The organism is Planotetraspora phitsanulokensis, from assembly GCF_016863295.1.
Taxonomy (GTDB): Bacteria; Actinomycetota; Actinomycetes; order Streptosporangiales; family Streptosporangiaceae; genus Planotetraspora; species Planotetraspora phitsanulokensis.
Window position 1 is genome coordinate 134,951 of sequence record NZ_BOOP01000031.1, and the last position, 15,324, is coordinate 150,274.

Genomic DNA, 15,324 nt, shown 5'->3' on the forward strand with positions numbered 1-15,324 from the left:
CGCCATCGCGTCACCTCGCGTGATCAGGGGACATCACGCACGTCCATGTGGAAGTGACCTCAAAAGTAAAATGCATCACGCAGCGCGTCAACGGCCTGGGATTCCCGGTTGTGAGGGCGAGGAAAGGCACGAGCCGGGTCTCCCTGAGGCTCCTCGCGGAGCACGGGAGACCCGGCCGTCTCTCACTGCAGGCGGGCGGCCACCCTCACACGCCCGGGCGGCCGCCTCGCCGGACTACAGGTCGGCGCACTGCCCCGCCTTCGGTCCGCCGGCGGTGTTGGATACGCCGTTGTCGCTCGGCGCCGGGGAGTTCCCGGTGCACGAGAGCGGCCCGCCGACGTGGTTGCCCGAGACGACGGGCGCCTTGTTGTTCTGCACGACGAGCGGGCCGTTCACCGTCGAGCCGTCGATGATCACCTGGCCCGTGGTGCCGGTCACCGTCACCGGGCCCGTGACAGTGGCCGGTGCGCAGTCCCCGTTGCCGTTGCCGAGCCAGACCCGCACCCCGCCGGTCAGAGTGGCCGGCCCGGACACCGTGGTGCCGCACAGCAGGACGTCGACCGCACCGGACGCCGTCAGCGGCCCGCGTACCTGGGAACCGGACGCGTACAGCCCGGCGCCGGAACGCACGGTCACGGGTCCGTTGACCGTGGCGCCGTCCAGGCAGGTGACCCCCGACGAGACGGTCAACGGGCCGTTGTGGGTCCCGGTGACCGTCGTCGTGCACGCGGGAACGCCGGTGGCGTTCACGGTGAAGCCGGTGGTCACGGTGGCGGTGCCGCTCGACACGGTCACCTTCGCCTCGTACACGCCGGACCCGGCGTACGTGTGGTCGCCGCTGATCGTGTAGAGGCCGTTGACGGTCTGGTTGGTGCCCTCCCTGCCGCTGAGCGTGCCGGCCGAGTTGGTGCCGTCGCCCCACTCGATCGTGGCGGTCAGGGCGCCGAGCGCCTTGCCGGGAGCGGCCAGGGTCGCCAGCGCCCCGGTGATCGTGTTCCGGTCGCTGAGCGAACGGTCCCCGGCCACCAGGTCGAGGCCCCAGGGCACGTTGGGCGTCGCGTAGAAGTTCTGGTTGCGCGCCTGCCAGCGTCCGCCCTGCACGGCGTCGCGGACCTTGAAGGAGGCCGTCGTGCGGTCGGGGTGGTCGGGGCCCGCCTTCGGGGACCAGCCGATCTCCGCGATGGCCGTGAGTCGGGGGAAGGCCATGAACTCGATCTGCGCGAGGTTCTTGACGGTCTCCGTCCACAGCGGCGCCTCGACGCCGATGATGTTGGCGTCCGTGACCGCGGGCAGCGTGTTGCCGCCCACCGTGCGCGCCGGGATGAGCGTGCTCGGCTCCCAGTTGTAGAAGACGTCGATGTCGCAGGTGCAGGCCCAGGTGGTCCCGAGCGGAGTGCCCGAGTTGTACTTCATGTCCAGGTAGGTCTTGTTGGCCGGGGACATGACGATCTTCATGCCCTTCTGGACCGCGGTGCGCCCCGAGTCGCCGCCCGACCCGTTCGGGGAGGTGCCCCAGTACTGCACGACGCCCTGCGGCATCTCCGGGTCGGTCCCGAAGGGCGCCTCGCCGATCTCGTTCCAGCCCATCGCGATCTTGCCCTGGGCCTTCACGATCTTGGATTCACGGGTGATGAAGTCCTGGTAGGCGGTGGCGGGCAGCAGCGCCGTCGAGACCTCGTCGCCGCCCATGTGGTAGTACGGCCCGGGGGTCAGGGCGGACAGCTGCTCGATGATGTCCGTGGTGATCTGCCAGGTGAGCGGGCTGTCCGGGCACAGGGCGCTGTAGTTCACCGCGTTGCTGAGGTTCCAGACCGGCGGCTTCTTGTTGCTGCAGTTGATGCTCGGGTCGTAGATCGCGCCGCCCTTGTACGCCTGCGCCTCGGCGGAGGCGTACGACATGATGATCGAGTTGTTGTGCCCGGGGCTGTCGATCTCCGGCACGACCGTGATGAACCGCGACGCGGCGTAGTTCACGACGTCGACGTAGTCCGCCTGGGTCCAGAAGCCGCCCGGGTCGGCGTTGGTGGTTCCGTCGGAGGCCCTGCTCGTGCCGCCGGAGTACTGGCTGCCGATGTCGGTGAGCTCGGGGCGGCCGTTGATGGCGATGCGGAAGCCCTGGTCGTCGCTGAGATGCAGGTGCAGCGTGTTCACCTTGTACGCCGCGATCTCGTCGATGTAGGTCTTGACCACGGAGACCGGCTCGAAGTGCCGTCCGATGTCGAGCATCGCGCCGCGGTAGCCGTAGCGGGGATAGTCGGAGATCTGGACGCCCGGGACCGTCCACGCGGCCGGCTGCGGCGTCCTGCTCTCGATCCAGACGGGGAACAACTGCCGGAGCGTCTGCACGCCGTTGAACAGGCCGTGCCCGTTGGCCGCGGTGACCGTGATCCCGCTGTGCGTGACGTCCAGCTTGTAGCCCTCGGCCGCGGGGACGCCCGGGTCGTCGACGACCAGCGAGATGTCGCCGGTCGCAGCGGAGCCCTGCGACACCGGCAGCGCGTAGCCCGTGGAGGGCCGGAGGACGGCGGCCAGTTGGTCGGCCACGCCGACGGCGGAGGGATCGTCGACCACGATGCGGGCACCGGATCCGAGAGTGAAGCTCTCCTCGGCCGAGGTGGCCATCGAAACCGGGAGAGGAACGATCTGGGGTGAGGCCGGCGAGGTCGAGGCCGTGTCGGCGTTTGCCGCACTGGTCGCGATGACGCCGGTGAGCGATGTGGCGAGGAGCGCACCGATGGTCAAAGCGGAGAGCGCGCGGGCTCGGGGCCGTGGACTCGCGCCACGGTTCCTCCCCTGCTCGCGCTTCGCCGGCAGGAACGAGAACTTCACGTCACTCCTTAGATCGGGGGTACCGCATACCTCCAGCGCGGGCCGCGTTCGGGCATTGGTTGGACATGTCCGGCGGATCCGCTCGACGCTGCAGCGTCCGTGCAGCTTCCTGAGTGATGGGGGAGTGTCACGCGGCCAGGAGACCGGCCGTCCCGGCGATCCTTCTGCTCATCTCGACTACCGCCTTGCTTGTGGGGGGTGACTGGTCTATACCGGTTGGCGGTCTTGGGCGGCGGATAGATCCCTTTATGTAGGGATCTCAGGGTGTCAGGGTAAACAGATGGCAAAGTTTTGGTCCATACCGCCGTATATCGGATTCGCAACAACGGCGGCTCTCGGCGCCGCCGGTCTATACCGGGTGACGGCCGCCGGTGGTGCGGGAAGGGTCGGTTCCCGGCTACGGCCTCTGCGCCCGGACGCGCCGGGTGAGCTCCGCCGCGTCGGCGATCCCGGTGCCGGCCAGGGCGACGACGCGGGCACGCGGATTCGACGTCCGGGCGATCCGGGCGAGGACGTCTCCCGGGGGCGTCTGGATGAACAGGGTCGTGCCGAGTTCGCCGAGCACGGCGACGGCGTCGCGCCACCGCACCGTCACGGCGACGCCGCGGGCGAGATCGCCGAGGACGGCGTCGGCGTCGTGGAGGACACGGCCGGTTGAGCCGCTGAGATAGGGGATGGTGAGCCGGCGCCGGGGGACCGCGCCGAGGTGGCCGGCCATCGCTTCGGCGACGCCGTCGAGCAGCGGGCAGTGGGACGGGACGCCGACGTTCAGGCGCTGCACGCGCCGCGCGCCGGCCCGGTCGGCCGCCGCGCTGAGGCGTTCCAGTGCCCGGACACCGCCGGCGACCACGACCTGATGGTCGGTGTTGACGATGGCCAGGTAGGCCGGGTCGTCGGGGGTCGTGATCGATGCGACCACGCGCCGGACCTGTCCCACGCCCAGCCCGAGGACGGCGGCCATGCCGTACCCGGACGGGTAGGCGTCACGCATCAGCTCGCCGCGACGGCGGACGGCGGCGAGGGCTTCGGCGAAGGTGAGCGCCCCGGCGGCGACGGCGGCGGGGAACGCCCCGGCGGAGTGCCCGGCCACGGCGTCGGGGACGGCGCCTTCTCCGGCGAGGGCTCTGGTCGCGGCGACTCCGGCGATGCACAGCGCGACCTGCGCGGTGACGGTCGAGGTCAACGCCCGCGCGTCGTCCTGCCGGGAGGAGCCTGGCAGAACCTGCTCGGCCTCGGCGAGGGTCGCGGCGACGGCCGGGTGGGCGGGCAGATCGCGGAGCATTCCCGGCCGCTGGGCGCCCTGGCCGGGGTAGAGGAACGCGACCGTCATGCGCGGGCCCACGGGTCGTCCACCAGTTGCGGGCCGCGGCCGGTGCGGGCCAGGACGGGACCGCCGGTGCGGGCCCATTCGGCGAGGCTGATCCCCCCGCGCGGGGTCTCCAACTGGCAGTCGACCGCACAGGGGAGAGCGCTGAACGCGGACACCAGCCGCGCGGCCATGGCGGGCTCCACCCTGTGCGGTGCCCGTAACAGCAGGTCCAGGTCGCTTCCGGGGTGGGTGGCCCGATGTCCGCTGGCCAGCTCGAAACCGACGCTGCCGATCGGGCCCCAGGAGACACGGGCGTCCGGTTCGCCGGCAGGTCCCGGTTCGCCGCTCAGTACCAGGGCGACGGCGGAAAGGGTGACGGCCAGCCGGGGGAGACCGGGCCGACGCCAGTTCAGCTCTTCGGGCGTCACGCGGAGGGTCACAGCGCCGGTGGGGACGAGGGCGGCATGACGCTGCCCTCGTGCGGATCCGCGCACACCGACCGGGATCAGGCCGGGCGGTCGCGGCGCCCGGCGTACGACGACCCAGGGGCAGGCGGCGAGTGACGCGCGGGCCCAGGCGGGGAGCGCGGCCCCGAGCGCCGCGGCCCCGGTGAGTCGCAGCAGGTCGTGCGGCCGCGCGGTCACCGCCATTGGGCGGCGAGCGCCTCGCGGACGCGGCGAGAGGCGATCCGGGTCCGCCGCGCGCCGGGCGAGGCGAGCCGGTTGCTCAGATCGCGAGGGCCGCGGCGGGCGCGCTCGACGGCGGCGGCGAGCACGTCCTTCGCCGTTCGCGTGTCGCCTTCCGTGGGGTCGTCGGCGTTCTCCACGTCCAGGAGTTCGTCGCACAGACCGAGCTTCGCCCAGTCGGCGACGTCGTAGGACAGCGGCGGGATCCGCCGGGCCAGCTCGTCGAGCTCGTCGACGGTGCGGAGGGTCACCTTCGCCGCGGCCTCCCTGTGCATGGCGTGGACCACGACACCGGGGTCGTGGAGCGCCAGTATCTGGTTCGCCTGCAGTCCGTGTGCGAGCAGTCCGCCCGACAGCGCGGTCCCGACGATGAGCGCGATCACGGGGTGTCCGGCCATCCGGGCGGAGGCGTAGGCGTCCACGGCGGCGGCCAGCGCGTGGTGGATGCCGAGCAGCTCCTCGACGCGTCCGTATGCCTGGCTGGGCAGGTCGACGACCGCGATGATCGGGCGGCGCCGATCGTCGGGCAGGCGGGCGTCCTCGGTGACGGCCTGGGTCACCGTCTCGGCGAGGGCGAGACCTTCGCGGAGGCCGACCTCGCCCTTCCGCGCCCGGGGGTAGGGGCTGCGCGGGTCCGGCACGACCGCGACCAGGCGGGCGGTGTCGTCGCCCAGCGTGACGTCTCCGGTGATCACCGAGGGGACCACGGGGGTCACGTCGCCGTCGGCGAGGGCGCGGGTCCAGTTCCCGCCGCGGCTCATCGCCGGTCTCCCTCGGCCGGTACGGCGTGCGCCCACACGGTGGCGAGATCGGCCGGGTCCGGCGGATCGGCCGGGTCGACGGCGTCGAGGCGCGCCCGCCATTCGCGGATCCGCCGGGAGCGGTGCTCGCCGGGCACGCCGCGCCCCACGGCCTCGATCACGGCGGACCGCACCGCGGTGACGTCGTCCAGGACCAGGACGTCGGCCAGACCGGTTCCTGTGCGTTGCGCGCCCCCGTCGATGGCCCAGATCAGCGCGTCGTCGGAGGCGTCGAACTCGGCGACGCCGGCCTCGGACTCGATCACCTCGGGGCCGTTGAGCCCGAGGCGGCCCTCCCTGGTCATGATCAATGTGGAGCACAGCCCGGCGGCGATGCTCATTCCGCCGAAACAGCCCATGGTTCCGGCGATGACGCCGACCTCCGGCTGGAGGGCGCGCAACTCCAGCAACGCGGCGCAGACCTCCGCGACCGTTGCCAGGCCGAGGTTGGCCTCCTGGAGGCGCACGCCTCCGGTCTCCAGGAGCAGCACCGCGACGGTCGGGGTGCCTTCGCGGTTGTCCCGGACGGCCAGAGACAGCGAGGCGGCGGCCTTCGCGCCGGAGACCTCGCCGATGCCGCCGCCCTGGAAGGCCTGTTCGACGGCGATCACGACCGCGGGCCGTCCGCCGAGTACTCCCTTGACCACGACGACGCCGTCATCGGACTCCGGGACGACACCCTGGGGTTCCAGCCAGGGCGACTCGATGCGGTCGAAGGGCCCGCACAGCTCGCGCGCGGTGCCGTCGTCGAGCAGCGCGACTGCGCGCGCCCGGGCGTCGAGTTCTATGAAGCTGACGCGGGCGAGCATCGCGTTCCAGTCCGTCTGCCCGTTCCGCGCGGGCACCCGCGACGTCATTCCCTGCCCTCCTCGATGGCTTGACGCAGGCGCAGGGTGACCACGCCGGGGGTGGCTCCGGAGTCGTTGAGCTCGAACGAGCCGGCGACGCGGTGGCGGGCGAAGAACCGCTCCAGCACGGTTCGCCACACCGTGTCGAACCCGTCGACGCTGGTGCGAACGCGCACACGGGCGGTGCCGGTCGCCTCCGGCGTCATCAGGACCTCCAGATCCCCCGAGCCGACCACCCCGACGTGCGTCCGCCGCGCAGCGGGCCGGTCGGCCGGGAACTCGAACTTCAGCGTCTGCACGCGACCACCTCTCGTCCGGTTCCGGCCGAGGGCTCCGGCCACGGCACCATGTCGAGGAAGAGGGCGGCGGCGAGCAGGTCGCCGCTTCCGCCCGGCGACAGCCGATGTGACCGGAGCCTCCGGTCCAAATCCATGAGCGCGGCACGGCCGGAGTCCGTGCCCGCGCCTCCCTCGGCGAGCACGCGCGAGGCGCCGCGCCGGACCATGCGCAAACCCTCGACGCCGCCACGGTGCAGGACGCAGGTGTCGTCCAGGAGGCTCATCACCTCCAGCAGCGCGTCCAACCGGGCCACGTCCCGCTCGGCCCCGGCCGCACCGGCCCGCCGAAGCCGCGGTAGGGCGACGTCCACGACATGGGGGAAGCCGGCCACGGCCTCCCCGCGAGCGCCGCGCACCCCGTGCCGCCGCCGGGCCCGTTCGCCGTTGGAGAGCGCACCAGCCGGCATGCGCCGGTCGGGGAGGGCGGCCAGCCGGGCCGCACGGCGGACGCCTTCCCGCTCGTCGCGGGCGCCGGCGGCGCCCGCGACCAGGAGCCCGAGCGCCCACAGCGCCCCGCGATGCGTGTTCACCCCTCGAGTGGCGCGCAACATGACCCGGTCGCCCGCACGGCCGAGCCGGCCCAGCTCTTCGCGGAGCCCGACGCCGAGGGCCGTACGCTCCGACGCGTCCGCGACGGCCCGGAAGACGGGGCGCAGCGCCTCGGCGGAGGCCAGGAGGAGCGGCAGATCCATGTCGTCGTGCGCGCCTCCGCCACGGTGGTCGACCAGGCCGGGCTTGGGACCCAGCAGGGCCTCCTCGCGCAGTGCCCGCACCGCCGTCTCGGCCAGCAGAGCCGCGGACGGCGCCGCCGGACCTCCGCCGGCGATCATCGGCTCGTCACCAGCTCCGGAACCGGGCGGGCGGGTCATAGAGGCCTCCAGACCAGGCGACGAGGTCCTCGACGCTGCGGGCCGCCAGCAGCGAGCGCTTCGCCGCCCGGACGTCGACTCCCAGGTCCTCGGGTAGCGCGACCAGACCGTCGCGCCGCAGCGCTTCGACGTGCTGTTCCTTCATATGCCGGCCGATCGGGGTGGCGCCCGCGACGGCGGCCAGCGCCTCGCGCCGGTCGGCCAGGCTGGTGGCCTTGTGGAGATAGGCCACCCCCTCTTCGGTCACCACGTGGCTGACGTCGTCGCCGTAGATCATGATCGGCGGGATCGGCATGTGCGCGTCCTCGGCCACCTGGACCGCGTCCAGGGACTCGACGAACGCCGGCGTGCCGCCCGAGCGGAAGGTCTGGGTGATCTGCACGACGAGCTTGCGTCCGCGCAGCGCGGGCGCCTCGCCGGTCAGCAGGCCCAGCCACGCGGGGGAGGCGTGCCGGCGGCCGTGCGGGTCGTGCCCCATGTTGGGCGCTCCGCCGAATCCGGTCAGACGGCCCTCGGTGACCGTCGAGGAGTTCGCGTCGGCGTCGATCTGCAGGGACGACCCGATGAACATGTCCACGGCGTACTGGCCGGCCAGCTGGCACAACACCCGGTTCGACCGCAGCGATCCGTCGGCGCCGGTGAAGAACACGTCCGGCCGGGCGGCGACGTACCGCTCCGTCCCGGGCTCTCCGCCGAAACAGTGCACCGACTCGACCCAGCCGCTCTCGATGGCGGGAATGAGCGTCGGATGCGGGTTGAGCGTCCAGTGCCTGCAGATCTTCCCGCGCAGCCCCAGCTGCTCGCCGTAGGTGGGCAGGATGAGTTCGATCGCCGCGGTGTCGTAGCCGATCCCGTGATTCAGCGTCGTCACCCCGTGCCGCTCGTAGACCCCGCGCAGGGCCATCATGGCCATCAGGATGTCCACCTGGCCGATGTGGCGGGGGTCACGGGTGAACAGCGGCTCCAGCAGGTACGGCCGGGGGCTCTCCACGATCAGGTCCACCCAGTCGCCGGGGATGTCCACCCGCGGCACCCTGTCCACCAGCCGGTTGACCTGGACCAGCACCACACCGCTGCGGAACGCCGCGGCCTCGGCGATGGTGGGGGTGTCCTCCGTGCCGGGGCCGGTGTAGAGGTTCCCCTCGTGGTCGGCCTGTTCGGCGCAGAGCAGCGCGACATCGGGCGTGAGGTCGACGAACATCCGCGCGTACAACTCGACGTAGGTGTGAATCGCCCCCACGTCGACCGTGCCGTCGGCGAGCAACTGCGCCATGCGGACGCTCTGCGGACCGGCGTAGGCAAAATCGAGACGACGGGCCACTCCGCGCTCGAAGACGTCCAGGTGCTCACGCAGGCTGATCGAGGAGATCAGCAGATGCAGGTCGTGCACCACGTCCGGGTCGCAGTCGGCGAGCGCGGCGGCGAGGAAGTCCGCCTGTTTCTGGTTGTCGCCTTCCAGCGCGACCCGGTCGCCCGGCCGCAGCAACGCGTGCAGGGCGTCGCGCATGCGGCCTGGGTCGAGCACCCGGCCTGAGACGAAGGGCCGCGCGGCCTCCAACCGCTCCCGCTTCGCCGTCCGCCGACGGGTCCAGTCACGGGGGGCCGCCCCCGTGGGCCCGCGCGATGCCGTCATCCGTCCGTGATGCTCGAACGGCGTCGCGATTAACTCAAAAGGTGTTAAAACGTCCCTCGCGGTGTGCGGGACGACGTTCTCGAAGGGGTTCCGGGCGCGGCTGGGCGCGGTTCTGGAGGCGTCGAAAACCCTTTGCCGGCCGTGCTCAGCGGCCGATATCTTCCCTGGGCCGTCCACGCTCTGGACCGGCGATGTCGATGAGGAGGTGGGCGGAACATGCGCAGGACTGCTCGGCAGCCGAGGCCTGGTACCGAAATCATCCCCTTCTCCCCGGAGACATCGTGCAGATCCGCATCACCCCGCTGACCGATCCTGACCCCAACCCGAACGGCCGCCGTCTGGCCTGGCTCGCGTCCGACGCCGACGCGATTCCCCTCGGGTCGGCCTTCCTGCGTCTTTTCACCCGGGACGGCGAAAGCCACCGAGCGGAGCTCGACCTGCGCGTCCACCCGGCCGAGCGGCGCAGGGGCGTCGGCTCCCTCCTCCTGGCCGCGGCCGTGGCCGCCGCCCGCGGCGAGGGCAGGCGCTGCGTCATCACCCAGGCGGAGGCCGGATCGCCCGGCGACCGATTCCTCGCGGGCAGAGGCTTCCGCAAGGTCCTCACCCTGAGGTACTCCCGGCTGCCGCTGGCGACCACGGACGTCGCCGCCCTGACCGAGATCGTCGAGCGGCCGCATCCCGGCTACCGGCTGGCCGGCTGGGACGGGGTCGTCCCGGACGACCTCGCCGAGACGTTCACCGCCTCACGCCGCGCCATGGACGACATGCCGATGGACGACACCGACTACGGGACGATGACCTGGGACGTCGAGCGGGTCCGGCTCGCGGCGCACGCCGTCGAAAAGCGAGGCGACCTCCTGCACACCGTCGTCGCCGTCGACGAGTCCGACGGCACGATCGTGGGACTCACCGAACTGGTCGTGCCCGGCGACGGCAGGGGCGACGGGCAGCACTACGGCACCGGTGTGCTGCCCGAGCACCGCGGGCACGGCCTCGGCCGGTGGATGAAGGCAGAGGCGATCAGGCAGGCCCGCATGCGCCACCCGGACCTCGGCGGTCTGCTGGCCGACACCGCCGACGGCAACGCCCCCATGAGGAGGATCAACGACGCGCTCGGTTACACGCCGACGCACACCACGTTCGAGTACCAACTCGATCTCTAGAAAGAGCCGCCTGGATCGTGCCGAGAGCGCTTCCAGGAAAGCCGGTTTCCTGACAAGATCCAACATGGGTGGTCATCGATGGCCGGCCCCTGCTCTTTTCCGAAGATGGGCGAGCGCGGATGGATCCTCTCCAGCCGGGCGATCCGGCACAGGTAGGTTCGTATCGGCTCCTGGGCCGTCTCGGGGCGGGCGGCATGGGGCAGGTCTTCTTCGGTCGCTCTCCGGGAGGACGCCCGGTCGCGGTGAAGCTCATCCGCCCCGAGCACGCCGGCAGCGAGCAGTTCCGCATCCGGTTCGCCCGCGAGGTGGAGGCCGCCCGGACCGTGGGCGGTTTCCACACCGCGCCGGTCGTCGACGCCGACCCGTCCGCCGACCCGCCGTGGATGGTGACGGCCTACATCCCGGGGCCCTCCCTCCAGGAGGCCGTCGTCCAGTACGGCGCCCTGCCTCCGGAGGCGATCCGGTCCCTGGGTGCTGGGCTGGCGGAAGGCCTCGCCGCCATCCACAGGTCCGGGCTCGTGCACAGGGACCTGAAACCCGCCAACGTGATCCTGGCCGGCGACGGGCCGCGAGTGATCGACTTCGGCATCGCCCGCGCCCTGGACGGCGCGGGCGGCGTGACGGTTACCGGCGCCGTCGTCGGCACCTTCGCCTACATGTCCCCCGAGCAGGTGCGGGCGGAGGCGGTCGGCCCGGCCGGCGACGCCTTCTCCCTGGGGTGCGTCCTCGCCTTCGCCGCCACAGGTCACAGCCCCTTCGACGCGGGGTCCATCGCCGCCGTCGTGCACCGCGTCACAAGTGAGCCGCCCGATCTCGAGGGCGTGCCCGCCGACCACGGGCTGCGCGACCTGATCGACGCCTGCCTGGCCAAGGACCCGGCGGGCAGGCCGTCCATGCGCGACATCCTGGCGAGGCTGAGCGAACCCGGCGCCGGAGACCTGCCCCCCACCGTCGTCGACATGATCGCATCGAAGGAGTCGCAGTCCCGCGCCGCCCTCGAGGGATCCGGCGGCCACACGGCGACGGACCACCTGGAGGCGCCGGGACCTGAGCCCGTGCCTCCGCTGCTGAAGCGCCGTGCCTTCCTCATCGGCGGGCTCGCCGCCGCGGCCGCGGCGTCCGTGCCCGTGATCGTCGCCCTCGCGAACTCCGGCGATTCGGGGGCCGCCACCGGCTCGACGCCGAGCAGCCCGGCGAAACCGAAGATCACCGCCCGGCCCGAGTTCGCCACCCAGACCGAGGTCGTCGTGAGCCCGCCCGCCGCGGTCCTCACGTACGAAGGCTCGCCCGGCGACCCCTCCGTCACCCAGATGGATTTCAGCCCCGACGGGAAGATCCTCGCCTGCGGGAACGGCTCGGGCGTCGTCCGGCTGTGGGACGTGGCCTCCCGGCGTTCCCTCGCCGACCTCGAGGGCCACGACGACGCCGTCAGATCCGTGGCGTTCAGCCCGGACGGCAGGACGCTCGCCAGCGGCAGCCTCGACGGGACCATCCGGCTGTGGGACGTGGTCTCCAGGCGCACCGCGACCGTTCTCACCGACCACGCCGACGCTGTCTGGACGGTGGCCTTCAGCCCCGACGGCAAGACTCTGGCGAGTGCGGGATGGGACGACAGCGTGCGGTTGTGGGACGTCGCGACGGGGCGCACCGTCGACGTTCTCTCCACCGACACCAGCGCCTTCGGAACCGCCTTCAGCCCCGACGGCGAGATCATCGCCAGCAGCGACGACGCGACCGTGCGGCTGTGGGACGCCTCGACGGGACGTTCCGTGGCCGTGTTCCCCGACGAGCCGGACACGGTCGACGACATCGCCTTCAGCCCGGACGGCAGGACGCTCGCCGGCGCCAGCGGCGACGAGGTCGTCTTATGGGACGTCGACACCCGCCGCGTCATCGGCACCCTCTACGGCCACACCGACAGCGTCGCCTCCGTGGCGTTCAGCCCGGACGGCAGGACGCTCGCCAGCAGTTCCTTCGACACCTCCGTCCGGCTGTGGGACATGACCTTCAGCCGGCCCACCCAGGTCCTGAACGGCCACACCGACGTCGTCCTGTCGGTGACGTTCAGCCCCGACGGAGGAACCCTGGCCAGCGGGAGCGGCGACCTGACCGTCCGGTTGTGGAACCTGCGGCAGTGATCCCTGTCCCGGTGGGCACGGGGCCCCCGGGACCGTGCCGTCGCGTCAGGCCCCCGCGTGGTCGTCGACGAGCACGCGCAGCCTGGCCAGCGCATGGTCGGACGAACTGCCGGGAGTGGCCTGACCCACGATGAACTTCTGGCCGGGGTCGCTGGGGATGTCGAAGATCTGGAAGTGAATCGTCACGGCGCCGACTTCAGGATGGCGGAAGCGTATGGAGGGATTGGTCTTGGCATGCACCTCGTGGCGGGCCCACATCCGGCGGAATTCCTCGCTGCCGGCCGAGAGTTCGCCGACCAGTTCGACCAGGACCGGGTCGTCGTAGTCCGATCCCGCCACGGCGCGCAGGTGGGCGACCTTGGCACGGGCCTCCTGCTCCCAGTCACGGTAGAACTCGCGTGACGCGGGGTTGAGGAAGGTCATCCGCAGCAGGTTGTCGTTGCCGTCCATCCCCTCGTAGAAGGCGGTGGCCAGCGGATTGATGGCCAGGACGTCACCCCAGCGGTTCACCACGAACGCGAGCGCGTGACCGCACCGCTGAATGAGCCGCGCCACCTCGATGTCGACCCGGTCCGTCTCCGCGGGGAACGGGACTCGGCTCCGGGGCCGTGCGAGCTCGAACATGTGCTCGCTCGCCTCGCGGTCGAGTCGCAGGACGCGTGCGAGGGCGTCGAGCACCTGGTCCGACGGATGACGGTCCCTGCCCTGCTCGAGCCTGACGTAGTAGTCGGTGCTGACGCCGGCCAGCATGGCCACCTCGTCGCGGCGCAGTCCCGGGGTCCTGCGGTGGTCGCCAGTCGGCGCCAGTCCGGCCTGGTCAGGGGTCATGAGTTGCCGCCGAGCGCGGAGGAACTCACCAAGATGGTTCCTCATACCGGACAGGGTAGATACATTCTCATCAAACCGGGGCAAAAGTGCGGTAGGCGCTCGTTCAGATCCGTCTCCGTCAATAGTGAGCGAGTGCTCACTCCGGAAATCGGGTGCGGTCCAGCGGCGGCGATGATCGGTCGGGACCGGTTTGTGTCATTCCTGTACGTTGGTGCCAGGTGCGCCGGGAAGTCTGGTCGGCATAGGGGCTTCCGAGGAGACGTGGTGCAAGGCGTGCAGATCGTGCTGTTCCTGGTCGCGGCGGCCACCGTCGTGGCGACGTTCGCCGAGCGCATCAGCGTCCCCGCGCCGTCGTTGCTGGTCGTCGCGGGGCTGGTCGTCGGGCTCCTCCCCATCGCCGAGCAGATCCACGTCACTCCGGAGCTGGTCAGCCTGGTGGTCCTGCCGCCGCTGCTTTACGCGGCGGGGGAGGAACTGTCCTGGCGGGAGCTGAAACGGGTATGGCGGCCGGTCACCCTGCTCGCGGTCGGGCTCGTCCTGGTCTCCGCCGCCGCTGTGGGATTCGTCACCGCGATGCTGACCCCGCTTCCGCTCGCACTGGGATTCGTGCTCGGGGCGGTGCTGGCGAGCACCGACCCGGTGGCCGTCACCGCACTGGGCCGCAGGCTCGCGCTGCCACCCCGGCTGCAGACCCTCGTTCAGGCGGAAAGCCTGTTCAACGACGCCACCAGCCTCATCCTGTTCCGGATCGCCACCGCCGCCGCGGTGGCCGGGGGCGCGGTCGGCTGGACCGGAATCGCCGTCGACTTCGTCCGGCTGGCCGGTGGCGGGGTGCTGGCCGGGGCGGTGGTCGCCGCCGGCATCTCGTGGGTGCGGCGCCGCACGGAGGACCCGGTCGTGGAAAGCGTGATCGCCCTCGTCGTCCCCTACCTGGCCTACGTGTCGGCCGAGGCCGTCCACGCCTCGGGGGTCACCGCGGTGATCGTGGCCGCCGTGATCCTCGGCATCTGGCAGCACGAGCTGACCAACCCCGGCATCCGGCTCCAGCTGTCCGCCGTGTACGGAACGCTGATCTTCCTGCTGGAGAGCGTCGTCTTCAGCCTCATCGGCCTGCAGTTGCCCGGCCAGATCCGCGAACTGTCCGCGGCGGAGCGGTCGTGGGTGCCCGCCGTCCTCGCCGTGGCGCTCACGCTGGTCGTGGTCCGGGTGGCCTGGATGTTGCCCCTGTCCGCGTTCCAGCAATGGCGCAGGGGAGGACGCCTGCGCCCGTCCTGGCAGGTGCCCGCGGTCGTCTCCTGGGCGGGCGCCCGCGGCGTGGTGCCGCTCGCCGCCACCCTGTCAATCCCCCTGACCACCTCCTCCGGACTGCCTCTGCCTCATCGCAGCCTGCTGATGGTCCTGGCGACCGGCGTCATCGTCGTGTCCCTGGTCGCGCAGGGATTCACCCTCGCTCCGCTGGTCAGGCTCTCGGGCCTGGCGGTCAGCCCCGACCACTCCCAGGCCGAGTACGTCCGGGTGCGGCGGCGGCTCACCGAGATCGCCGCCGGTTACATCGAGCAGATCGAGGACCTCGAGGCCGCCCCGCCGGCGGTGCTGGCGCACGTCCGGCGCTCGCTGCAGGCCCAGATGGATCTCGACCAGGAGTCCGAGGACCTCACCGGCGCCTACGGCCGGATACGCCGCGACGTGCTCGCCGTGCAGAGCGACGCGCTCTCACGCATGTACGCCGACGGCGAGATCGGTCCGGAGACGCACCGCCGGCTGCAGCGCCACCTCGACCGGCAGGACCAGCGCTTCACCGACACTTGAACTCGGATCACGGATTCCACCCGGCGTGATGATCGTGAGGACGGCTCGGCCCGCCTGTGCGTGCCCGTGAACCG

Annotated in this window: 12 protein-coding genes; 3 read left to right on the top strand and 9 right to left on the bottom strand. The window is 71.7% G+C overall.

What is annotated here, in order from left to right; genetic code table 11:
- Positions 1-234: 234 nt before the first annotated feature.
- The 8 genes from Pph01_RS31190 to mdcA all read right to left on the bottom strand — a co-directional run bounded on the left by Pph01_RS31190 (position 235) and on the right by mdcA (position 9,312).
- The gene (locus Pph01_RS31190; RefSeq protein ID WP_204076755.1) at positions 235-2,829 is read right to left on the bottom strand and encodes a beta-N-acetylhexosaminidase; all 2,595 of its coding nucleotides are present in this window, start codon (positions 2,827-2,829) and stop codon (positions 235-237) included.
- A gap of 397 nt (positions 2,830-3,226) precedes the next feature.
- A complete protein-coding gene (locus Pph01_RS31195; protein ID WP_204076756.1) occupies positions 3,227-4,159 on the bottom strand; it encodes an ACP S-malonyltransferase in 933 nt (310 codons plus the stop codon).
- Positions 4,156-4,788 carry a malonate decarboxylase holo-ACP synthase gene (locus Pph01_RS31200; protein WP_204076757.1) on the bottom strand — a complete coding sequence of 211 codons (633 nt, stop codon included), beginning with the start codon at positions 4,786-4,788 and terminating at the stop codon, positions 4,156-4,158. The genes Pph01_RS31195 and Pph01_RS31200 overlap by 4 nt, the downstream gene beginning before the upstream one ends.
- Positions 4,779-5,585 (bottom strand): biotin-independent malonate decarboxylase subunit gamma, encoded by an 807-nt coding sequence (mdcE, locus tag Pph01_RS31205; protein ID WP_204076758.1) that lies wholly within the window; start codon positions 5,583-5,585, stop codon positions 4,779-4,781. Before mdcE ends, Pph01_RS31200 begins: the two co-directional genes overlap by 10 nt.
- Positions 5,582-6,481: a biotin-independent malonate decarboxylase subunit beta gene (locus tag Pph01_RS31210; RefSeq protein ID WP_204076759.1), complete on the bottom strand. Its 900-nt coding sequence runs from the start codon at positions 6,479-6,481 to the stop codon at positions 5,582-5,584. Before Pph01_RS31210 ends, mdcE begins: the two co-directional genes overlap by 4 nt.
- Positions 6,478-6,771 carry a malonate decarboxylase subunit delta gene (locus tag Pph01_RS31215; RefSeq protein ID WP_204076760.1) on the bottom strand — a complete coding sequence of 98 codons (294 nt, stop codon included), beginning with the start codon at positions 6,769-6,771 and terminating at the stop codon, positions 6,478-6,480. The genes Pph01_RS31210 and Pph01_RS31215 overlap by 4 nt, the downstream gene beginning before the upstream one ends.
- Positions 6,759-7,679 carry a triphosphoribosyl-dephospho-CoA synthase gene (locus Pph01_RS31220; RefSeq protein ID WP_204076761.1) on the bottom strand — a complete coding sequence of 307 codons (921 nt, stop codon included), beginning with the start codon at positions 7,677-7,679 and terminating at the stop codon, positions 6,759-6,761. The genes Pph01_RS31215 and Pph01_RS31220 overlap by 13 nt, the downstream gene beginning before the upstream one ends.
- Positions 7,648-9,312, bottom strand: a complete 1,665-nt coding sequence (gene mdcA, locus Pph01_RS31225) for a malonate decarboxylase subunit alpha (protein ID WP_204076762.1) — start codon at positions 9,310-9,312, stop codon at positions 7,648-7,650. Before mdcA ends, Pph01_RS31220 begins: the two co-directional genes overlap by 32 nt.
- Before the next feature lie 281 nt (positions 9,313-9,593).
- On the opposite strand from mdcA, the gene Pph01_RS31230 reads away from it, so the two are divergent.
- The gene (locus Pph01_RS31230; RefSeq protein WP_204076763.1) at positions 9,594-10,475 is read left to right on the top strand and encodes a GNAT family N-acetyltransferase; all 882 of its coding nucleotides are present in this window, start codon (positions 9,594-9,596) and stop codon (positions 10,473-10,475) included.
- Positions 10,476-10,594: 119 nt separating this feature from the next.
- Positions 10,595-12,613, top strand: coding sequence for a WD40 repeat domain-containing serine/threonine protein kinase (locus tag Pph01_RS31235; RefSeq protein WP_239117147.1), 2,019 nt, complete (start codon positions 10,595-10,597; stop codon positions 12,611-12,613).
- 45 nt (positions 12,614-12,658) lie between these two features.
- Here Pph01_RS31235 and Pph01_RS31240 read toward each other — a convergent pair whose 3' ends face one another.
- The gene (locus tag Pph01_RS31240) at positions 12,659-13,486 is read right to left on the bottom strand and encodes a helix-turn-helix transcriptional regulator (RefSeq protein ID WP_204076764.1); all 828 of its coding nucleotides are present in this window, start codon (positions 13,484-13,486) and stop codon (positions 12,659-12,661) included.
- 219 nt (positions 13,487-13,705) lie between these two features.
- Between Pph01_RS31240 and Pph01_RS31245 the strand changes: the two genes are divergently transcribed.
- A complete protein-coding gene (locus tag Pph01_RS31245; protein WP_204076765.1) occupies positions 13,706-15,250 on the top strand; it encodes a Na+/H+ antiporter in 1,545 nt (514 codons plus the stop codon).
- Positions 15,251-15,324: the final 74 nt, after the last annotated feature.

Bases quoted from the DNA above. Each gene is read 5' to 3' on its own strand.
- Pph01_RS31195 (WP_204076756.1), bottom strand. From the start codon at position 4,159: ATGACGGTCGCGTTCCTCTACCCCGGCCAGGGCGCCCAGCGGCCGGGA.
- Pph01_RS31200 (WP_204076757.1), bottom strand. From the start codon at position 4,788: ATGGCGGTGACCGCGCGGCCGCACGACCTGCTGCGACTCACCGGGGCC.
- mdcE (WP_204076758.1), bottom strand. From the start codon at position 5,585: ATGAGCCGCGGCGGGAACTGGACCCGCGCCCTCGCCGACGGCGACGTG.
- Pph01_RS31210 (WP_204076759.1), bottom strand. From the start codon at position 6,481: ATGACGTCGCGGGTGCCCGCGCGGAACGGGCAGACGGACTGGAACGCG.
- Pph01_RS31220 (WP_204076761.1), bottom strand. From the start codon at position 7,679: ATGACCCGCCCGCCCGGTTCCGGAGCTGGTGACGAGCCGATGATCGCC.
- mdcA (WP_204076762.1), bottom strand. From the start codon at position 9,312: ATGACGGCATCGCGCGGGCCCACGGGGGCGGCCCCCCGTGACTGGACC.
- Pph01_RS31235 (WP_239117147.1), top strand. From the start codon at position 10,595: ATGGATCCTCTCCAGCCGGGCGATCCGGCACAGGTAGGTTCGTATCGG.
- Pph01_RS31240 (WP_204076764.1), bottom strand. From the start codon at position 13,486: ATGAGGAACCATCTTGGTGAGTTCCTCCGCGCTCGGCGGCAACTCATG.